This is a genomic window from Actinokineospora spheciospongiae (assembly GCF_003182415.1).
In the GTDB taxonomy this organism is placed as follows: domain Bacteria; phylum Actinomycetota; class Actinomycetes; order Mycobacteriales; family Pseudonocardiaceae; genus Actinokineospora; species Actinokineospora spheciospongiae.
Map to the genome: position 1 here is coordinate 837,607 of NZ_QHCP01000001.1, position 19,788 is coordinate 857,394.

The following is a 19,788-nucleotide window of genomic DNA, read 5'->3' on the forward strand; positions in this document are numbered from 1 at the left end:
CTCACCGCTGGTCCTCCGTGCTCGCCAGGACCTCCGCCAGGTGCGCCACCCTGGTGCCCGCCCGCTGCCGCGACAGCACCCCGCCGATGTGCATCAGGCACGAGTTGTCCCCCGCCACCAGCACCTCGGCGCCGGTGGCGCGGACGTGGCGGGCCTTGTCCGCGCCCATGGCGACCGAGGTGTCGGCGTTCTTCACCGCGAAGGTGCCGCCGAAGCCGCAGCACTGGTCGGCGGCGGGCAGGTCGAGCAGCCGCAGGCCGCGCACCGCCCGCAGCAGCCGCAGCGGCCGGTCGCCGACGCCGAGCAGGCGCAGCGAGTGGCAGGTGGGGTGGTAGGCCACGGTGTGCGGGAAGTACGCGCCCACGTCCTCGACCCCGAGGACGTCGATCAGGAACTCGCTGAGTTCGTGGGTGCGCGGCGAGGTCTCGGCGATCGCGGCGGCCAGGCCGGGGTCACCGCTGCGGCGGCCGACGATCGCGTGCTGGTGGCGCACTGACCCGGCGCACGACCCGGACGGGGTCACGACGGCGTCGTAGCCGGAGAAGGCGTCGACGAACGCGCGGACGGCGGGCACGGCCTCGTCCAGGTACCCGGTGTTCACCATGGGCTGCGCGCAGCAGGTCTGCGCCGCCGGGAAGTCAACCTCGACGCCGAGCCGTTCCAGCAGCCGCACCACCGCCTTGCCGGTGTCCGGGAACAGCGCGTCGTTGACGCAGGTGACCATCAGGGCGACCTTCATCCGCGCGGCTCCCACAGTCCGGCCGAGACCAATCGGGCCTCCACAGCATCCCACCGCGCCGCGTCGGCGCCCGGTCGGTGCGGGCGGGGGGCGTGCGTGTCGGCGATCAGCGCGCGCATCGCCCACCGGTCCGGCAGGTCGGCGCCCAGCGCCCTGGCCTGCACCACCACGTTGCCCAGGGCGGCGGCCTCGACCGGCCCGGCCAGCACCGGGACCCCGCACGCGGCGGCGGTCAGGTCGCACAGGAGTTCGTTGCGCACACCCCCGCCCACCAGGTGGATGACCTCGACCGGGTGGCCGGTCAGCTCGCCCAGCTCGCGCACCGCCCGCCGGTAGGCCATGGCCAGGCTCTCCAGGACGCACCGGACCACCTCGCCGGTGGTGCGCGGCGGGGCCTGTCCACTGGCCAGGCAGGCCCGCTCGATCCGGGCGGGCATGTCGCCGGGCGGGAGGAATTCCGGTGCGTCGATGTCGACCACCGGCCCGAACGCGGGCGCCTCGGCCGCGGCGGCCAGCGCCTCGGCCAGGGTGGTCGTGCGCCAGCCGCGCAGGCACTCCGACAGCACCCACAGGCCCATGACGTTGCGCAGCAGCCGGATCGTGCCGTCCACCCCGCCCTCGTTGCCGAACCCGGCGGCCTGGGCCGCCTCGGTGGTGACCGGCGCGTCCAGCTCCACCCCGACCAGCGACCAGGTGCCGGAGGAGATGTAGGCGAAGCGGGTGCCCTGTGCGGCGGGGACGCCGAGCACGGCGGAGGCGGTGTCGTGCGAGCCGACCGCGACCACCGGCACCTCCGCGCCCAGTTCGGCACTGACCTCGGGGGTCGTGCGGCCGATCAGGTCCCCGGCCGAGCGCAGCGGCGGCAGCAACCTGCTCGGCACGCCCACCCGTTCGGCCAGGTCGGCGGCCCATTCCCCGGTCGCGGCGGCGTAGAGCTGGGTGGTGGAGGCGTTGGTGCGCTCGGCGCCGACGCGGCCGGTGAGCCAGTAGGCGAGCAGGTCCGGGATGAGCAGCAGCGTCTCCGCCGCGCCCAGCCGGGCACCACCCACCTCGGCGGCGAGCTGGTAGAGGGTGTTGAAGGGCAACTGCTGCAACCCGGTGACCGAGTACAGCTCCCGGGGTGGAACCAGCTCGTGCACCCGGGCGGGGACGCCGTCGGTGCGGCTGTCGCGGTAGTGCACGGGATTGCCCAGCAGCGCCCCGGACGCGTCGAGCAGCCCGTAGTCGACCGCCCACGAGTCGATGCCGATCCCGTCGAGCGGCCCGGGCGCCAGCGCGGCCCGCAGCCCGGCGAGCGTTTCCCGGTACAGGTCCAGGACGTCCCAGTGCAGGGTCGGACCGAGGCGCACCGGCTCGTTGGGGAAGCGGTGGACCTCCTCGGTGGACAGGCTGCCCGGCCCGACCGACCCCACCACGACCCGGCCGCTGCTCGCCCCGAGGTCGACCGCCGCCACGCGGATGCCGCTCACCGCACCACCACCAGTTCCAGCCCCAGCAGGCTCGCCACGGCCTCCAGCTCGGCCACCCGGTGCCCGGTGCCCAGCGCCCAGTGGTGCGCGACGCCGGTCGCCGACCACTCGTCGGTCCACTCCGCCGGGTCGCGCCCGAAGTCCACCCGGGAGGTGGTGTTGCCGATCCGCAACAGCGGCCCGCCCACCACCGCGCCCTCCGCTGCGACCAGGGTGAACGTGCCGTCGCGCTGTTGGCCCAGCCCCAGCAGGGTGACCGGGCCGTGCGCCACGTCGAACTCCACCGACACGCCCCAGCCGCGCTTGCCGTGCAGCACGTCCAAGCCGCGCAGCAGCGGCCTGCCGGAGCTGATCGCCAGGTGCGCCGGGCCGTCGTGGCCCATCTCCACCACGCCGTCGCGGAAGTTCAGCGCCTGCAACTCGGTGAACGACCCGCCCGCGCCCAACCGGTCGGTGATCAGCATCGCCAGCGAGGTGCGCAGCTCGTACTCCCCGCAGGCCGGGACGCCGCGGGCGGTCAGCAGCGAGCAGCCCAGGATCATCCCGGCGCCGACCCGCTCGTGCACCTCCCCGTCCAGGCCGCGGTGGTAGTAGGCCAGCGAGTCCAGGCCGAAGTCCTCGACCAGCCGGTCCAGCCCGACCGACACCCGCGCCGCCCACTCCAGGTCGTCGTCGGCCACGGACTCGTCGAGGGTGAACACCTCGCGGGCGAGCGCGACCCTGGCGGCGGCCTCGGCGTCGGTCACCCGCTCGACCCGGACCCGCACGTCGTCGACCTCCAGCACCTCCACGTGCCCGCCGAACTGCGCGGTGACCAGGGTGGGGTCGGTGGCCACGTCCATCATCCCGGGGTAGAGGTGCCCCAGCAGCCCGTGCCTGCCGTGCCGCAGCGCCGCGCGCACCCCCGCCGCCGCGACCCACCGCCCGATGCGCGCCCACGCCCGCTCGTCGGCCAGGTACCCGGACACCGACCGGAACTCCACACCGACCCGGCGGAAGGCGTTGGCCATCTCCGGCAGCGGGCAGGCCCCGCAGTAGGCCAGCCACGCCCCGGTGTCGAAGGTGGCGTGGTCCATCGCCTCGGTCGGTTGCAGGTTGATGAGTAACACCGGCGCCCCGCTGCGCCGCGCGACCGGGACCAGCATCGAGGCGGTCAGGTAGGTGGTGAGGAAGCCGACGATCAGGTCGCAGTCGGCCACCCGCAGCCGCTCGGCCGCCGCGGCGCCCTCGCGCTCATCGGAGACGAACCCGACGTCGACGACTTCGCAGTCCAGCGCGCCCAACCGCTCCGCGACCGCCGCCGCGGAGCGCTGGAGCTGGGGCAGCAGCTCGGGGAACTGCGGCCAGTACGCGCCGAGCCCACCCGCGATCAGGCCGACCCGGGTCCTGCGCGGGGTGATCCGCTCCAGGCCCGCGACCCCGGCGGCGCCCATCAGCGGAGGAAGGCCGCGGCGACGCCCGCGTCCACCGGGATGTGCAGGCCGGTGGTCTGGCTGAGGTCGCCGCCGGTGAGGGCGAAGACCGCCGCCGCGACGTGCTCGGGCAGGACTTCGCGCTTGAGCAGGGTGCGCTGGGCGTAGAAGGCACCCAACTCCTCCTCCGGCACGCCGTAGACCGCGGCCCGCTGCGCGCCCCAGCCGCCCGCGAAGATCCCGGAACCGCGCACGACCCCGTCGGGGTTCACCCCGTTGACCCGGATGCCGTGCTCACCCAGTTCCGCCGCCAGCAGCCGGACCTGGTGCGCCTGGTCGGCCTTGGCCGCGCCATAGGCGAGGTTGTTCGGCCCGGCGAACACCGAGTTCTTCGACGAGATGTAGACGATGTCACCGCCGAGGCCCTGGGCGACCATGGCCCGGGCGGCGGCCTGCGCGACCAGGAACGAGCCCTTGGCCATGACGTCGTGCTGCACGTCCCAGTCCCGCTCGGTGGTCTCCAGCAGGGACTTGGAGATGGACAGGCCCGCGTTGTTGACGACCAGGTCCACCCCGCCGAAGGCCAGCGCGGCGGCGTCCACCGCGGCCCGCACCGCCTCGGCGTCGGTCACGTCGGCGGTGACCGCGACCGCCTTGTCCGGTCCGCCGATGCCCTCGGCCACGCCCTCGGCCGCGGCGGCGTCGAGGTCGGCGATGACCACGCAGGCGCCCTCGGCCGCCAACCGCTCGGCGATGGCCTTGCCGATGCCGGACCCGGCGCCGGTCACCAGCGCGACCCGCCCGGCCAGCGGGGCGGGCGCGGGCATCCGGCGCAGCTTCGCCTCCTCCAGCTCCCAGTACTCGATGCGGAACTTCTCCGCCTCGTCGATCGGGGCGTAGGTCGACACCGACTCCGCGCCGCGCATCACGTTAACGGCGTTGACGTAGAACTCGCCCGCCACCCTGGCGGTCTGCTTGTCCTTGCCGAAGCTGAACATGCCGACCCCGGGCACCAGCACGATCGCCGGGTCGGCGCCGCGCATCGGCGGGCTGTCCGGGGCGGCGTGCCGGTCGTAGTAGGCGCGGTACTCGGCGCGGTAGTCCGCGTGCAGCTCGCGCAGCCGGGCGACGACGTCGGCGACCGGGGCGGCGGCGGGCAGGTCGAGCACCAGCGGGCGAACCTTGGTGCGCAGGAAGTGGTCCGGGCACGACGTGCCCAGCGCCGCGAGCGGTGCCAGCTTCTCCCGGGACAGGAATTCCAGCACGGCGTCGCTGTCGGTGAAGTGGCCGACTTGGCGCAGGTCGGTGGAGGCCAGACCGCGCACCACCGGGGCCAGCGCGGCGGCCTTCGCCCGGCGCTCGGCCTCGGGCAGCGGTTCGTTGCCGGGCACGACCGCGCCGAACGGCTCAGCGGAGCCGCGCTCGGCCAGGAACCGCTCAGCGGTGCGGATGATGTCCAGGGAGTTGGCCCGGCACTCCTCGGACGTCTCGCCCCAGGCGGTGATGCCGTGCCCGCCCAGGATCACGCCGATGGCCTGCGGGTTGGCCGCCTTCACCGCGGCGATGTCGAGCCCGAGCTGGAACCCGGGCCGCCGCCAGTCCACCCAGGCCACCCGGTCGCCGAAGCACTCCTTGGTCAGCGCCTCCCCGTCGGCCGCGGTGGCCAGGGCGATGCCCGAGTCGGGGTGCAGGTGGTCGACGTGCGCGGCGTCGACCAGGCCGTGCATGGCGGTGTCGATCGACGGGGCGGCGCCGCCCCGGCCGTGCAGGCAGTAGTCGAACGCGGCGACCATCTCGTCCTCGCGCTCGACACCCGGGTACACCTCGACCAGGGCGCGCAGCCGGTCCAGCCGCAGCACGGCCAGCCCGGACTCCGCCAGAGTTCCCAGGTCGCCGCCGGAACCCTTGACCCACAGCAGTTCCGTGGGCGCGGCGGTCACCGGGTCGATGACGCTGCCCTTGGCCGAGGTGTTGCCCCCGGCGAAGTTGGTGTTGCGCGGGTCAGCGCCGAGGGCGTTGCTGCGGGCGACCAGCTCGGCCGCCGGGGACTGCTCGGGCATGTCCGCCTTCCTGTCCTGTGTGGGGTTGGTGGGTGCCGGGGTCACGCGCCCCAGCCCGCCTGCTCGCCGCCCGCCCGGTCGGCGGTGATCTTCTCCTGGTACCCGCTGCGCTTGTAGGCGGCGACCGGGTCCGGGTCCAGGCCCTGGTCGGCGCGCACCTCGGCCAGCAGCGGGCGCACGTCGGTGTTGTAGGCGTCCATGAACACCGCGTTGGCCTCCAGCACGTCCCCGCAGCGCTGGGCGGCGGCCAGGGCGGCGCGGTCGACCAGCAGCGCCTTGGCGGTGGCCTCCTGCACGTTCATCACCGAGCGGATCACCGCGGGGATCTTGGCCTCGATGTTGTGGCACTGGTCGAGCATGAAGTTGATGCCCCGGGCCGGGTCCAGCGCGTCCGCCCGGACGATCTCGTACATGATCCGGAAGAGCTGGAACGGGTCGGCCGCGCCCGCCATCAGGTCGTCGTCGGCGTAGAAGCGGGAGTTGAAGTCGAACGCGCCGAGCCGGTCCTGGCGCAGCAGGAACGCCACGATGAACTCGATGTTCGTGCCCGGCGCGTGGTGGCCGGTGTCGATGCACACCGTCGCCTTGGGCCCCAGCTCCACGCAGTGCGCGAACGAGGTGCCCCAATCCGGGACGTCGGTGGCGTAGAAGGCGGGCTCGAACAGCTTGTACTCCAGCAGGATGCGCTGGTCGTCGCCGAGGCGGTCGTAGGCCTCGCGCAGGGCGGTGGCCAGCCGGTCCTGGCGGTCGCGCAGGTCGTCCTGGCCGGGGTAGTTGATCCCGTCGGAGAACCACAGCTTGAGGTCGCGCGAACCGGTGGCGTCCATGACCGCCACCGCCTCCAGCAGGTGGTCGGTGGCCTTGCGGCGGATGCCCGGGTCCGGGTTGGTGACCGAGCCCAGCTTGTAGTCGTCGTCCTGGAAGACGTTGGTGTTGATCGCCCCCACGCTGACCCCGAGGTCCCCGGCGTACCGGGCGAGGGCGGCGTAGTCGTCGACCCGGTCCCACGGGATGTGCAGGGCGACGCTGGGCGCGGCTCCGGTGAACCGGTGCACGGTGGCTGCGTCGGCGATCTTCTCCTCCGGGGTGCGCGGCACCCCGGGCTGGGCGAAGACCTTGAACCGGGTGCCGGAGTTGCCGAAGGCCCAGGACGGGGTCTCGATGCGCTGTGCGGCGAGGGCTTGCTTGACTGCGGACAGGTCGGGCACGGCGATCACGTCACCTCTCGGGTTGCCGGGGTGGGGCGGGTTAGGTCGTGTTTCGGAAGTCTCGTTCGATGAGAGTCGTGATCGAGGTGGTTCCTGGTGGTGCGGGACGAGGGCGCCGATACCGGGGTTGTATCGGTGTCCTCGTCCCGTGCCGCCAGGGGCCGCCTCGGCGCGGCTATCGCGAACACGGGCTTTCGAAACACGGCCTAGCTGCTCGTCGAGGTCGAACACCGGTTCCAGCAGCAGGAAGCCCTCGTCGGGCGCGCGGTCGCCGAGGTCGGCGAAGAACCCGGCCATCTCCGCCTGCCAGCGGGCGTTGACCTCGGTGCGGGCCATCGCGGCCTGGGCGGCCTCCAGCGACTCCGCGCGCACGTGGCCCACCAGCAGGCCGTCCGCGCGCAGGAACAGCGCGTAGTCGTGCCAGCCGGTGTCGCGCAGCGCGGCCAGCATCTCCGGCCACACCGCCCGGTGCCGCTCGACGTACTCGGCCATCCGCTCGGGTCGCACCTGTAGGCAGAAGCAGTACCGCCGCACCGGATCTCCTCACCGGTCGGGCCGCGGCGGGCCGGGGCGACCCGGCCCGCCGGGCGGTCAGAAGTCGAACTGGTCGATGTTGGTGGCGTCGAAGACCGTCGGCGGGCCGAGGACGATCTCCCCGTCCGCGCCGATGGTGTACTCGCCGAGCTTGCCCGCCTTGAACTTCTCACCCTGCTTGCCGGTGATCTGCCCAGACTTGAGCGCCACACCCGCGTAGGCGGCCAGGTAGCCGATGTCGGCCGGGTTCCACAGGGCGAACTTGGTGGCGGTGCCGTTCTTGACGTACTCGCGCATGGCGTTCGGGGTGCCCAGGCCGGTGATCGCGACCTTGCCCTTGTAGCTCGACGAGCTGACGTAGCGGGCGGCGGCGGCGATGCCCACGGTGGTCGGCGAGACGATCACCTTGAGGTTCGGGTAGGACTGGAGCAGGCCCTGGGCCTCCTGGAACGACTTCTGGTCGTCGTCGTTGCCGTAGGCGATCTTCACCAGCTTCAACCCGGCGTTCTCCGGCTTGGCCAGCGCGGTCTTCACGACCTCGATCCAGGCGTTCTGGTTGGTGGCGTTGGGGGTCGCCGACAGGATGGCGATCTCCCCCGAGCCGCCCGCCAGCTCCTTGGTCATCTCCACCAGCTTGTCGCCGATGCCCTGGGTGGTGGCCTGGTTGACGAAGGCGTCGCGGCAGTCCTTGGCGGCGTCGGAGTCGAAGGACACGACCTTGATCCCGGCGGCGCGCGCCTGGTTCAGCGAGGGGCAGACCGCGTTGGGGTCGTTCGCGGCGACCGCGATGACGTCCTGCTGCTGCTGGATGAGGGTGTTGATGTAGCTGACCTGCGAGGAGGCGCTGGCGTCGTTCGGCCCGACCAGCTTGTACTCGCCCTTCAGCTCGTCCAGCGCCGTCTTGCCGCCGCCCACCTCGATGTCGGTATAGGGGTTGTTGAGCTGCTTGGGCAGGAACGCGACCTTGAGGCCCTCCCGCAGCGCGGCGTTCGGGTCGGCGGTGGCGGCCGCGGCGGTGCCGCCGGGGGCCGAACCGGAGTCGGAGCCCTTGGTGGTGCCGCCGCAGGCGGTCAACCCGACGGCCAGCGTGGCCGCCGCCGCGGCCGCCACGGCGCGGGAGGTGAGGGTACGGGACATCGTTGTCGCCTCTCTGGGACGTTCGGGGATCGTGGGGGAGGGGTGCGGGTCAGGTCTGCCGGACCACGCGGTGCCGCCTGCGGCGCAGCGCGGCGCGCAGCGAGCGGCCCAGGTTCGGCAGCAGCACGGAGACGACCAGCAGCACCCCGGTGACGACGTTGAGCGCTTCGTTGGTCACGTCCGACAGGCGCAGGGCGTTCTGCAACGTGGCCAGCAGGACCACGCCCGCCAGCACACCCGGCAGCGCGCCCCGGCCGCCGAAGATCGACACCCCGCCGAGCAGGACCGCGGCCACCACCGCCAGTTCCAGGCCCAGCCCGTTGTCGGCGCGGGCGCTGGAGTAGCGCAGCGTCCACAGCACCCCGGCCAGGCCCGCGACCGCGCCGCTGACCACGTAGAGCCAGAACCTGAGCCGGTCGACGCGGATGCCGGAGAACCGGGCGGCCTGCTCGTTGGCGCCGACGGCGAACACCGCGCGGCCGACCGGGGTGGCGTGCAGGACCACACCCGCCACCGCGGCCAAGAGGACCAGCAGCACCAGCACGTTCGGGATCGGGGTGCTGCCGGTGGTGCCGGTGACCCAGGAGGTGAACGAGGCCGGGAAGTCGGCCACCGCGCCGTCGCCGAGGACGACGAACGCCAGGCCGCGGAACAGCGCCAGGGTGCCGATGGTGACCGCCAGCGAGGGCAGCTTGAACACGGTGACGAACAGGCCGTTGACCGCGCCGAGCACCGCCCCCAGCAGCACGCACAGCGGGATGATGGTCTCCATCGGCAGACCCCGGTTCCACAGCGACCCGAGCACCGCCGAGGTCAGGCCCAGGGTGCTGGCCACCGACAGGTCGATCTCGCCGGTGATGACCACGAACGTCATCGGCAGCGCGATCAGCGCGATCGGCAGCAGGTCCAGCACCAGGAAGCCGAAGTTGCGGCCGGTGCCGAAGTTGTCCACCGCCCCGGCGGCCACCGCCAGCACCACCACGGTGACCACGATGATCGCCGCGTCCCACCAGGAGATCCGCGACAGCAGCCGCGGCGCGCGGTCAGTCGACATGGGAGCCGCCCTTCTTCAGTGCCCGCGTCTTCAGTGCCCGCGTCTTCAATGCCCGCGCGGTGCGCAGGGCGACCAACCGGTCGACCGCGATGGCCAGCAGGATCAGCGCGCCGACGATGGCCTGCTGCCAGAACTGGTCGATGTCGAGCACGGCCAGGGAGTTGCCGATGACGGTCAGCAGCAGCGCGCCCAGCGCCGCGCCCCACACGGTGCCGCTGCCGCCGAACACCGCCACCCCGCCGACCACGGCGGCGGCGACCACGTTCAGCTCGTAGCCGGTGCCCGCGGCGGCGTCCACGGTGCCGAACCGGACCGCGAACAGCACCCCGGCCAGCCCGGCGAGCGCGCCGCTGGTGGCGAAGGCGACCAGGGTGTTGCGGCCGACCTTGATGCCGACCAGGGTGGCCGCCTCCGGGCTGGAGCCCATCGCGTACAGCTCGCGGCCCAGGCGGTAGTTGCGCAGCAGCACACCCGCGGCGACGGTCACCACCACGGCGATGACCACCAGCCACGGCACGCCGAGCAGCGAGGCGTCGGCGAAGCCGAGGAAGTCGCGCGGCAGCTCGTCGGCGGTGATCTGCTGACCGCCCGCCCACAGGTAGGTCGCGCCGCGGTAGGCGTAGAGCGTGCCGAGCGTGACCACCAGCGCGGGCACCTGCCCGTAGCGGACGAGCACGGCGTTGACCAGCCCGCACACCCCGCCGACCGCCAGCCCGGCGAGCAGCGCCACGACCACCGGCAGACCGGGGTTGTCCTGCACCAGCGAGCCGACGGTGAACGCGCTCAGGCCCAGCACCGCCCCGACCGACAGGTCGATGTTGCGGGTGATGATCACGACCGCCTGGCCCACGGCCAGCACGGCCAGGATCGAGGTGCCGAGCAGGATGTCGCGGATGCTCTGCCCGGACAGGAACCGCGGGTTGGCGACGGTGGTGCAGCCGACCAGCGCGACCAGGGCCAGGACGATGCCCAGCTCGCGGGCCCGCACCACCGACGACCACCAGGACGCGCCGGAGGTGACCCGCACGGGTGCGGGCGCGGTGTCGAGCGCGGTCACGCGACCACCCCCTGCCCCATCGCGGCGAACATGACCGCTTCCTCGGAGGCGTCCGCCCGGTCGATCTCCGCGACGACGCGGCCCTCGCGCATAACCAGCACCCGGTCGGCCATGCCCAGCACCTCGGGCAGCTCCGAGGACACCATCACCACCGCCACCCCGTCCGCTGCCAGCTCCGACATCAGCCGGTGCACCTCGGCCTTGGTGCCGACGTCGATGCCGCGGGTGGGCTCGTCGACGATGAGCACCCTGGGCCTGGTGGCCAGCCACTTGGCCAGCACCACCTTCTGCTGGTTGCCGCCCGACAGCGTGCCGACCGGGTCACCGAGGTCGCCGTACTTGGTCTGCAACCGCTCGGTCCAGCGCCGCGCCTCCCGCCGCTCGGCCCCGCCCAGGAGCAGGCCGAAGCCCGCGAGCGCCCCGGATCGGGGCAGGGTGACGTTGCGCTGGATGGACAGGTCCATCACCAGCCCCTGCTGCCTGCGGTCCTCGGGGACCAGCGCCATGCCCGCGGCCATCGCCGCCCGCGGCGAGCCCGCCCTGACCGCGCGGCCGTCGACGTGGACCGTGCCGCCGTCGCGCCCGTCCACCCCGAACACCGCCTGCACGACCTCTGAGCGCCCGGAGCCGACCAGCCCGGCCAGCGCCACGATCTCCCCGGCCCGGACCTGGAAGGTGACGTCGGTGAAGACCCCCGCCCGGCGCAGGCCGCTGACCTCCAGCACCACCTCGCCGGGGTCGACGTCCTGCTTGGGGAACAGCGCGCCCAGTTCGCGGCCGACCATCCGGCGGACCATCTCCGGAACGGTCAGGTCCTCGATCGGGTCGGTGGACACGTGCGCGCCGTCGCGCATGATCGTCACCCGCTGGCACAGCGCGGTGATCTCCTCGAACCGGTGGGAGATGAACAGCACCGCGGCGCCGTCCGCGCGCAGCGCCCGCACCACCGCGAACAGCCGCTCCACCTCGACCCCGGTCAGCGCGGCGGTCGGCTCGTCCATCACCAGCACCCTCGCCCGCCCGGCCAGCGCCTTGGCGATCTCGACGATCTGCTGGTCGGCGATGGACAGACCGCGGGCGGGGCGGGCCGGGTCGACGCGCACGCCGAGCCGCTCGAACAGCGCCAGCGCCTCCCGGCGCATGGCGGCCCGGTCGATCCCGCCGAAGCGACCGGTCGGGTGCCTGCCCATGGCGATGTTCTCCGCCACCGACAGGTCGGGGAACAGCGTCGGCTCCTGGTAGATGACGGCGATCCCGGCGGCCTTGGCCTCACCGGGCGTACCGAAGTCGACCGGCTTGCCGTCGACGCGGAGGGTGCCCCCGTCGGGTCGGTGCACCCCGGCGAGCACCTTCACGACGGTCGACTTGCCCGCGCCGTTCTCGCCCACCAGCGCGTGCGCCTCTCCGGCGTACAGGGGGAAGGAGGCCCCGCGGACGGCCGCGACGGCGCCGAAGGACTTCACGACGTCGCAGACCTCGAGCAGGGGGGTGGCGTCCGGCCGCGCCATCGCGGCACCTCCGTAACTGGAGTGACAATGAAAGGTTTCAATTCAGTGCCGGGAACGTATATGTCGGCGGTCACAACCGTCAAGGGGTGTCGTTGCTGATCAGCGCGGTGACCGGCGCTTTCCCGCCACGGCTGGCCGGGCTACACTCGCCGCGCTCCACATGAACGTTTCAAAGAGGGGGTCGCATGACGGTGTCCGACCGCGGGTCGGCAGGCGGGCACCGGCAGGTGGGCGTCAAGGACGTCGCCGCCGCCGCCGGGGTCTCGCTGGGCACGGTGTCGAACGTGCTGAACCGGCCCGAGCTGGTGAGCGCGCGGACCCGGCTGCGGGTGGAGACCGCGATGAGCGAGCTGGGCTTCGTCCGCAACGAGTCCGCCAGGCAACTGCGCGCGGGGCGCAGCCGCACCCTGGCCTACGTCCTGCTCGACGGCGCCAACCCGTTCTTCACCGACGTCGCCCAGGGCATCGAGGAGGTCGCCGAGGCCGAGGACCTGTCGGTGTTCCTGTGTAACAGCGACAACCGCGCCGAGCGCGAACTGTCCTACCTGACCCGCCTGGAGCAGCAGCGGGTGCAGGGCATCCTGATCACCCCCGCCGACCCGCACGCGGCGATCCTCGACGAACTGCCCCGCCGCGGCACCCCGGTCGTCATCGTCGACCGCACCCGCGGCGGCGACACCACCCACTGCTCGGTCGCCGTGGACGACGGCCTGGGCGGGGAACTGGCCCTGGGCCACCTCGTCGAACGCGGCCACGAGCGCATCGGCTTCGTCGGCGGCCCCCTCACCCTGGGGCAGGTGCGCGACCGCAAGCAGGGCGCCGAACGCGCCCTGGCCGCAGCGGGCCGCCCCCCGGACAGCCTGCTGCACCTGGAAACCACCGCACTGACCGTCCCGGAAGGACGCAACGCCGGGCAACGACTGGCGGGCCTGCCCGCGGCGACCCGCCCCACGGCGGTGTTCTGCGCCAACGACCTCCTGGCGCTGGGCCTGCTGCAACAGTGCGTCACCACCGGCATCCGGGTCCCGGACGACCTGGCGATCGTCGGCTACGACGACATCGAGTTCGCCGCCGCCGCGGCCGTCCCGCTGACCTCGGTCCGCCAGCCCCGCCGCAAACTCGGCGCCACGGCGGCGGAGTTGCTGCTGCGCGAGGTCCAGGACCCCGACCACGTGCACGAACAGGTCCTCTTCACCCCTGAGCTGGTCGTCCGCACCTCCAGTCAAACCCCCTGACCGCCGACCGGGGGAATCCTGTGTCCCGGGCCCTGTCGACCTTCGCCGTGCTGACCTGATCCGGGTCGTGACCGCCACGTCCTGGCGTCGGGTGGATCGTCAGACGATGACCCGACAGCCAGGACGCACCTCCGGCCCGCGCTACTGCTCGTTGATGTACCAGCGCTGGTCGGGGTCGCCGAAGTCGCACCCTTCCAGGCGCGGGCTGCGCTCGTGCCCGTCGTAGGTCACGCAGGTGCCGAACTCGTCGTTCACGATCACCCGGGAGTTCCCGCTGCCCTCGCGCCACCACAACTGGCCCGGGTCGCCGGGATCGCACGCGCGGCCCTTCAGCACGCCGCCGATCGCGGCCGCGCACAGACCGGTGCCGAGGTTCCTGATGAGGTTGTCACCGCTGCCCAACGCCCACACCTGCCGAGCGTTGCCGCGGAAGTCCTCCACGATGATCGGTTTGGTGTCCCAGAGCGTCTGCAACCACACGTCCTCCGAACCGTTCGCGCTCTCGATCACCGCCACGGTCTCCCGCGCGGCGGGAACGTCGGCTCCCGCCACCTCCGCGCCTGCGGTCGGCGCGCACACCGCCGCCGAACCCGCGACCACCAGGGCGACCAGGGTCTTCCGCAATGCCATGAGATCCACCTCTCGAGTGTTTCCGGGCAACGTGACCGGCGGCCCGGATCGCCGAACCTGCGGCCCACCAAGTAGAACGGGGCGGGTCGGCACGGTCAACGGCGCGACACGTGTGGGCGGGAAAGCAAACCCGTTGCGGTACAGGTGAATGACGGGCACCACGCACCGCATCCGTTCCCCGGGTCCCCGCGTCAAGCCATCGTGCACCGGCACCTCCGCGGTGGGTGTTCCGGTGGTCGCGGTGCACTCTTGGGAACGGAGCCGGGAGTTCGTGGGTGTGGCGGCTCGCCGGACGTGATGACCGGCTGCCGGCGCGGTCGGAGGTCCGGCCGTCAGCCGCGGTCGAGGGTTTCGCGGGCGGTGCGCAGCACGGCCGGGTCGAGGAAGTGGCCGTCGGGGTCCACGGCGGTCGACTCGTCGGCCGGGACGCGGGCCAGCAGTGCCTCGGCGGCGGCCACCTCCTCGGCGGTGGCGGTGAAACCCGCGTTGATCACCGGGACCTGGCGCGGGTGCAGGGCGGTGCGGGCGCGGAAGCCCTGGCGCAGCAGGGTCGCGGTCGTGTGCGCGAGCCGGTCGGTGTCGGTGACGTTGGTTTCGACCGGGCCGACCGGGGCGGGCAGGCCGGTGGCGGCGCAGGCCAGCACGACCTGCAACCGGACGCCGTGCAGTTCGGTCCGGTCGGGGTCCGGGCGCACCCGCAGTTCGCCCGCCAGGTCGGCTTCGCCGATGCCGAGCCGGACCACCCGGGGCGCGCGGCACACCTCCTCGGCGTGCAGGACCCCGGCGGCGGTCTCCACGAGTGCCACGACCGGGACGGCGCCACCCGGCAGACCCCGCTCGCGTTCCAACCCGGTGAGCAGGTCGTCGAGCCGGGCCAGTGCGGCGGGTTCGGCCTTGGGCAGCCACACCCCGGCGAGCCCCGGCCCGACCACCGCCGCGAGGTCGGCGGCCAGGTCGTCGGCGCCCGGGTTGACCCGCACCCACAGCGGCGTTCCACCCGACCCCGCCCGCAGCGCCGCCGCCGCGGCGGCCCGGGCGGTGGCCTTGGCCGCGACCGGGACGGCGTCCTCCAGGTCGATGATGACCGCGTCGGCGGCCGACGCCGCGGCCTTGGGCACCCGGTCGGGTCGGTGGCCGGGCACGTAGAGGTAGGAGCGGGCGGGCATCAGGTCCCCCGGAGCATCTCGGAGACGGTGGCCGCCGCGGCGACGACGGCCGGGCCGCAGGTTTCGCGGGCCGCCTCGGCCAGTCGGGCGTGCGGGCCGCAGACGCTGAAGCAGGCGAAGGCCCGCGAGCCGCGGCCGGTGATGGGTGCGGCGACGGCGGCGGCGTAGGCGTCGCGCTCGCCCCGGCTGTCGGCGTAGCCGCGGGCCCGGTCGGCGGCCAGCACCTCGCGCAGCGTGTCGCGGTCGCGGACGGTGTGCTCGGTGAGCGGGGTCAGCTCGACCTCGTCGAGGTACTGGTCCAGCTCGGTCTCGGTGAAGGTCATCAGCAGCGCCCGGCCGGACGCGCCCGCGTAGAGCGGGGCCCGCCTGCCGACCTCGACGGTCATCCGGACGTCCTGCCTGCTCTCGGCCTGCGCCACGTACACGCGCATCGAGCCGATCAGGAAGCTGAGGGTGACCGTCTCACCGGTGGTGTCGCGCAGCTCCTCCATGACCGGCAGGGCCAGCGCCCGGACGTCGACGGTGCCGAGGGTCGCCAAGCTCAGCTCGGTGGCCCTCGGGCCGAGCCGGTAGCGGCCCCGCTCCTGCTCCTTGGTGGTGAGCCCGGTCTTGGTCAGCGCCTCCAGCACCCGGTGCACGGCGCTCTTGGGCAGGTCCAGGCGCTGGGCGATGTCGGTCACCCCCAGCTCCGGCTCACCCCTGGTGAAGCACAGCAGCACCCCGGCCACCCGTTCCACCGACTGCATCGCGTTGTCCTCTCGTCACAACCTGCCGCGGAGCGCGGCCGCGGCTGCTGGTGTCTGTGCCCCGCCGGTCGCCGCCAGGCCCGCGAGCCTGCCGTCGAACGCGGCTTCCAGGGCGGAGCGGGGCGCGTGGGCGTCCCCGACGACGGTGTGCCCGACGCCCAGGTCGCGCAGCGGGCCCGCCAGGTCCGCCAGGGCGGTGGGCGGTCGGAGGAAGACCACCGACGAGACGCCGTCCACCGCCTGGGTCCGCCCGGACAGCGGATCGGCCAAGATCATAGAACCTTCCGTCACCCGAACGGGCGACCGCATGAGCAGGGCGGAGAAGTCCCGGCCGCGCAGCCGCTCCACCAGGGCGGGCCTGGTGTAGAGCGACACCCGCCAGGCCAGGGCGGGTCGGTCGGTGACCAGGGTGACCCGGCTGCCGCGGTCGAGCAGCAGCTCCGCCAGGGCCAGGCCGGTCGTTGAACCCTCGGTGTCGACCAGCACCGCGTGCCCGCCCGCGCGGGCCGGGTCCTCGACGACCGCGCGCAGCGCGAGCGCGGGGAAGTCCACGTCCCCGGGTTCGGGCCGCTCGACCGCGCCGGTGGCCAGGACGACGTGGTCCCAGCCCTCGGCGAGCAGGTCGGGATCGGCGGTGGTGTTCAGCCGCACCTCGGCGCCGGAAGCCCGCACGGCCGCGGCGAGCTGGTCGACGTAGAGCCGGTAACCGGACCGCAGGACGGCGGCGAGGGTGAGCGCGCCGCCCAGCCGGGAAGCCGCGTCGACCAGGGTCACCCGGTGGCCCACCCCGGCGGCGGCCAGCGCGGCCTCCATCCCGGCGGGCCCGCCGCCGACGACGAGCACCCGGCGGCGCGGGCCGTCCGCCGCGGCGGTGCGCAGCGCGGCCCACTCCCGTTCCAGCCCGACCTCGGGGTTGACCACGCAGCCGATCGGCAGGCCCAGTTCCAGCCTGCCCGCGCACCCCTGGTTGCAGGCGATGCAGTCGCGCCCCGCCCGCCGGTCGCGGTGCCGGGCCACCAGGTCCGGGGCGGCGATGTGCGGGCGGGCCAGCGCGACCAGGTCGGCGTCGCCGTCGGCGACCATCCGCTCGGCGTTGTCCAGGGTGTCCACCCGGCAGACGGCGAGCACGGCGGTGCCGGGGAAGGCGTCCTTGAACGCCCTCGGCAGGTGCCGGAACGCCATCGGCGGGTGGGTCATGTCGGCCATCTGCGTCGCCACGCTCACCGAGCCGACGTAGGCGGAGTGGCTGACGTGCAGCACGTCCACCGGGAACTCGGCGAGCAGCGCGCCGACGGCGTCGAGCATTTCCGGCAGGCCCAGGCCGCCGGGCAGGAACTCGTCGCCGCTGATCCGCAGCAGCAGCGGCAGGTCGGTGGCCGCTCGGACCGCGGTCAGCACCTCGCGGGCCAGCCGGAGCCTGCGGTCGGGGTCGCCGCCGTACTCGTCGTCGCGGTCGTTGGTGGCGGGGGAGAGGAACTGCTGGAGCAGGTGGCCGTGTCCCAGGTGGACTTCCACGGCGTCCACCCCGGACGCCTTGACCCGGGCGGCGGCGGCGCCGAACCCGGCGACCACCTCGGCGATCTCGGCGGTGGTCATCCGGTGCGGGGTGGCCGCGGTGCCCGACCACGGCCGGTCGGAGGCACCCCAGGGGGCGGTGAGCACGTGGTGCCCGCCCGCCTGCCTGCCGACGTGCAGCAGTTGCGCGGCGAGCTTGGCGCCCTCGGCGTGCACCGCGTCGGCCAGCCCGGCCAGCGCGGGGACGATCCGGTCGTCGAACGCGGCGACGGTCGTGGTGCGCCCGAGGCTCGTGGGGTGCACGCGCATCCCCTCGGTGACGATCAGGCCGACCCCGCCCGCGGCCCGGGTCCGGTGGTAGGCGACGTGCCGGGCGGAGAACAGGCCGTCGACGGCGAAGTTCGTGGTGTGCGCGGGCACCACGACGCGGTTGCGCAGCGACAACCGTCCCACCCGGACCGGGTCCAGCAGCACCGGTGACCTCCTCGTCCCGCCGTCGTGCGCGGCACCGAGATCGGGGCCGTTCACCGTGGGTGTCCAACCGGAACGAATGTGTTTCGTCTCTCGTGGACTCTTGACAACGCTCGCCGAGCCTATTGGTATGTGGAACAACAAAGCAACCGAATCCCGCTGAGCGGAACAGATCGAGGTCTCGGATGGCGATCAGCATGGCGAAGAGAACACACGCGACACCGATCCGGCGCCGGGCGGCGCGGGCTGGGGTGCTGATGACCGCCGTCGCGCTCGCGGCGAGCGCCTGCGGCGGGGGAGGTGGGCAGTCCGCGGGCCAGGGCGGGTCGAACGAGACCTTCACCTACGCCCTGACCGGCCTGCCGACCAGCCTCGACCCGGCCGACTACCAGGGCGACCCGTCCCGCAACATCGGCTTCGAGCTGGGCAGCTCGCTGTTCCGCTGGGACACCGAGGGCCTGCCCGGCCAGGGCTGCGGCACGCTGGCCAACGTCGGCCAGGTGACCGGTGAGCTGGCCGAGTCCTACGAGCGCGCCGCCGACGGCAAGAGCGTCACGGTCAAACTGCGCGAGGTCAAGAGCGCCGCGGGCAACCCGCTGACCGCCAACGACGTCAAGTGGACCGTCGACCGGCTCATCGCGCTGAAGGTCAGCACCCCGGGCACGCTCATGCAGGACGTCGCCGACTACGCCACCGACCCGATCAAGGTCGTCGACGACCGCACCTTCCAGATCGTCCTCGACGCGCCGTCCGCGATGGACGTGGCGATCCTGACCTGGTCGCAGTTCCGCGTCCTGGACAGCACCGAGGCCAAGAAGAACGCCACCGCCGACGACCCGTGGGCCAAGAAGTACCTGTCCACCAACACGGCCACCTTCGGCCCGTGGACGCAGACCCCGGCCGAGTTCGTGGCGGGCGACCGGCTCACCCTCTCGCCCAACCCCAACTACACCGGGCAGCGCGGCGACGTCCGCAAGCTGATCTTCCTGGCCGTGCCGGACGCCTCCAGCCGCGCCCAGCTCGTCTCCACCGGCAACGCCAACTACGCCACCGCGCTGCAGTACGAGCAGTACGCCCAGCTCAAGGGCAACGCCGCCGTCGAGGTGCAGACCTGCGCGTCGGCCGACCGGATTCCCCTGGTGCTCAACGCCAAGGACCCGAACCTGGCCAAGCCGCAGGTGCGCAGGGCGATCTCGCTGGCGCTGGACCGCAAGACCATCGTGGACGCGGTCTACCGCGGCTTCAACAAGCCCTCGCTGTACGGGATCAGCCAGGCCTACGGCGTCGACCCGGGCCCCGAGGGCACCTACGCCTTCAACGTGGACGAGGCGAAGTCGCTGCTGTCGCAGGCCGGTGTCGGCCCGCTGTCCATCACCCTGCACATCAGCCCGGCCCGCCCCGGCTCGGAGGCCGAGCAGATCGCGATCCTGGTCAAGACCCAGCTCGCCGCGATCGGGATCGACGTGGGCATCCAGACCGTGGCCAGCGCCACCGAGATCAACACGATCTTCAAGGACGCCAGCTACCAGGCGATGCTCTACCTGGAGCCGCCCGCGGTCGCCGACCCGTACTACTCGGTGTTCCTCTACAACTCCTCGTTCAGCAAGCTCAACACCTTCGGCTACAAGAACCCGGAGCTGGACGCGATCGCCACCGAGCTGGGCAAGACCCAGCCCGGCCCGGAGCGCGACGAGCAGCACAAGCGGGCCGCCGCCCAACTGGTCCAGAACCCCGGCTTCATCTACCTGGTCGACCGGGACTTCGTGCACGCCGTCCGCAAGGGCTTCACCAACTACCAGCACGCGCCGAACGGCGAGATGTTCGTGCACACCTTGAAGAAGGCCTGA

The 19,788-nt window shown here is 73.1% G+C and carries 15 protein-coding genes and 1 pseudogene; 2 read left to right on the forward strand and 14 right to left on the reverse strand.

Going from position 1 to position 19,788, the window contains the following annotated elements:
• Position 1: 1 nt before the first annotated feature.
• The 10 genes and pseudogenes from DFQ13_RS03385 to DFQ13_RS03425 form a co-directional block, all read right to left on the reverse strand.
• Positions 2-739, reverse strand: a complete 738-nt coding sequence (locus DFQ13_RS03385) for a (Fe-S)-binding protein (RefSeq protein ID WP_110078836.1) — start codon at positions 737-739, stop codon at positions 2-4.
• Positions 736-2,199 (reverse strand): rhamnulokinase, encoded by a 1,464-nt coding sequence (locus DFQ13_RS03390; protein ID WP_181399830.1) that lies wholly within the window; start codon positions 2,197-2,199, stop codon positions 736-738. The genes DFQ13_RS03385 and DFQ13_RS03390 overlap by 4 nt, the downstream gene beginning before the upstream one ends.
• 5 nt (positions 2,200-2,204) lie before the next feature.
• Positions 2,205-3,641, reverse strand: coding sequence for an L-fucose/L-arabinose isomerase family protein (locus tag DFQ13_RS03395; RefSeq protein WP_110078739.1), 1,437 nt, complete (start codon positions 3,639-3,641; stop codon positions 2,205-2,207).
• Positions 3,641-5,680, reverse strand: coding sequence for a bifunctional aldolase/short-chain dehydrogenase (locus DFQ13_RS03400; RefSeq protein ID WP_110078838.1), 2,040 nt, complete (start codon positions 5,678-5,680; stop codon positions 3,641-3,643). The genes DFQ13_RS03395 and DFQ13_RS03400 overlap by 1 nt, the downstream gene beginning before the upstream one ends.
• 41 nt (positions 5,681-5,721) lie before the next feature.
• Positions 5,722-6,897, reverse strand: a complete 1,176-nt coding sequence (rhaI, locus tag DFQ13_RS03405) for an L-rhamnose isomerase (RefSeq protein ID WP_219994275.1) — start codon at positions 6,895-6,897, stop codon at positions 5,722-5,724.
• A gap of 207 nt (positions 6,898-7,104) precedes the next feature.
• A pseudogene (locus DFQ13_RS34335) lies at positions 7,105-7,380 on the reverse strand (L-rhamnose mutarotase); the annotation flags it as partial.
• Positions 7,381-7,479: 99 nt separating this feature from the next.
• Positions 7,480-8,559 (reverse strand): rhamnose ABC transporter substrate-binding protein, encoded by a 1,080-nt coding sequence (gene rhaS / locus DFQ13_RS03410; RefSeq protein WP_110078741.1) that lies wholly within the window; start codon positions 8,557-8,559, stop codon positions 7,480-7,482.
• Between the two features lie 49 nt (positions 8,560-8,608).
• Complete coding sequence (locus DFQ13_RS03415) at positions 8,609-9,613, reverse strand: ABC transporter permease (protein ID WP_110078742.1); 1,005 nt, start codon at positions 9,611-9,613, stop codon at positions 8,609-8,611.
• Positions 9,603-10,640, reverse strand: coding sequence for an ABC transporter permease (locus tag DFQ13_RS03420; RefSeq protein ID WP_233438255.1), 1,038 nt, complete (start codon positions 10,638-10,640; stop codon positions 9,603-9,605). The genes DFQ13_RS03415 and DFQ13_RS03420 overlap by 11 nt, the downstream gene beginning before the upstream one ends.
• A gap of 26 nt (positions 10,641-10,666) precedes the next feature.
• Positions 10,667-12,178: a sugar ABC transporter ATP-binding protein gene (locus DFQ13_RS03425; RefSeq protein ID WP_035286906.1), complete on the reverse strand. Its 1,512-nt coding sequence runs from the start codon at positions 12,176-12,178 to the stop codon at positions 10,667-10,669.
• A 185-nt stretch (positions 12,179-12,363) separates the two neighbouring features.
• On the opposite strand from DFQ13_RS03425, the gene DFQ13_RS03430 reads away from it, so the two are divergent.
• Positions 12,364-13,413 (forward strand): LacI family DNA-binding transcriptional regulator, encoded by a 1,050-nt coding sequence (locus DFQ13_RS03430; protein WP_035286908.1) that lies wholly within the window; start codon positions 12,364-12,366, stop codon positions 13,411-13,413.
• A gap of 141 nt (positions 13,414-13,554) precedes the next feature.
• On the opposite strand, the gene DFQ13_RS03435 is transcribed toward DFQ13_RS03430, so the two are convergent.
• From DFQ13_RS03435 to DFQ13_RS03450, 4 genes are all read right to left on the reverse strand, one after another.
• Complete coding sequence (locus DFQ13_RS03435) at positions 13,555-14,043, reverse strand: ricin-type beta-trefoil lectin domain protein (RefSeq protein WP_035286911.1); 489 nt, start codon at positions 14,041-14,043, stop codon at positions 13,555-13,557.
• A 332-nt stretch (positions 14,044-14,375) separates the two neighbouring features.
• A complete protein-coding gene (locus tag DFQ13_RS03440) occupies positions 14,376-15,209 on the reverse strand; it encodes an HpcH/HpaI aldolase/citrate lyase family protein (RefSeq protein ID WP_035286914.1) in 834 nt (277 codons plus the stop codon).
• Positions 15,209-15,955 carry an IclR family transcriptional regulator gene (locus tag DFQ13_RS03445; RefSeq protein WP_035286917.1) on the reverse strand — a complete coding sequence of 249 codons (747 nt, stop codon included), beginning with the start codon at positions 15,953-15,955 and terminating at the stop codon, positions 15,209-15,211. Before DFQ13_RS03445 ends, DFQ13_RS03440 begins: the two co-directional genes overlap by 1 nt.
• A 15-nt stretch (positions 15,956-15,970) precedes the next feature.
• Positions 15,971-17,998 carry an oxidoreductase gene (locus DFQ13_RS03450; protein ID WP_233438242.1) on the reverse strand — a complete coding sequence of 676 codons (2,028 nt, stop codon included), beginning with the start codon at positions 17,996-17,998 and terminating at the stop codon, positions 15,971-15,973.
• A gap of 140 nt (positions 17,999-18,138) precedes the next feature.
• Here DFQ13_RS03450 and DFQ13_RS03455 point away from each other — a divergent pair, with 140 nt between their 5' ends.
• Complete coding sequence (locus DFQ13_RS03455; RefSeq protein WP_161784514.1) at positions 18,139-19,788, forward strand: ABC transporter substrate-binding protein; 1,650 nt, start codon at positions 18,139-18,141, stop codon at positions 19,786-19,788.

What these genes read in the sequence shown, in the direction of transcription:
- DFQ13_RS03385 (WP_110078836.1), bottom strand. Translation starts at nt 739, where the DNA reads ATGAAGGTCGCCCTGATGGTCACCTGCGTCAACGACGCGCTGTTCCCG.
- DFQ13_RS03395 (WP_110078739.1), bottom strand. Translation starts at nt 3,641, where the DNA reads ATGGGCGCCGCCGGGGTCGCGGGCCTGGAGCGGATCACCCCGCGCAGG.
- DFQ13_RS03400 (WP_110078838.1), bottom strand. Translation starts at nt 5,680, where the DNA reads ATGCCCGAGCAGTCCCCGGCGGCCGAGCTGGTCGCCCGCAGCAACGCC.
- rhaS (WP_110078741.1), bottom strand. Translation starts at nt 8,559, where the DNA reads ATGTCCCGTACCCTCACCTCCCGCGCCGTGGCGGCCGCGGCGGCGGCC.
- DFQ13_RS03415 (WP_110078742.1), bottom strand. Translation starts at nt 9,613, where the DNA reads ATGTCGACTGACCGCGCGCCGCGGCTGCTGTCGCGGATCTCCTGGTGG.
- DFQ13_RS03425 (WP_035286906.1), bottom strand. Translation starts at nt 12,178, where the DNA reads ATGGCGCGGCCGGACGCCACCCCCCTGCTCGAGGTCTGCGACGTCGTG.
- DFQ13_RS03430 (WP_035286908.1), top strand. Translation starts at nt 12,364, where the DNA reads ATGACGGTGTCCGACCGCGGGTCGGCAGGCGGGCACCGGCAGGTGGGC.
- DFQ13_RS03435 (WP_035286911.1), bottom strand. Translation starts at nt 14,043, where the DNA reads ATGGCATTGCGGAAGACCCTGGTCGCCCTGGTGGTCGCGGGTTCGGCG.
- DFQ13_RS03440 (WP_035286914.1), bottom strand. Translation starts at nt 15,209, where the DNA reads ATGCCCGCCCGCTCCTACCTCTACGTGCCCGGCCACCGACCCGACCGG.
- DFQ13_RS03445 (WP_035286917.1), bottom strand. Translation starts at nt 15,955, where the DNA reads ATGCAGTCGGTGGAACGGGTGGCCGGGGTGCTGCTGTGCTTCACCAGG.
- DFQ13_RS03455 (WP_161784514.1), top strand. Translation starts at nt 18,139, where the DNA reads ATGGCGAAGAGAACACACGCGACACCGATCCGGCGCCGGGCGGCGCGG.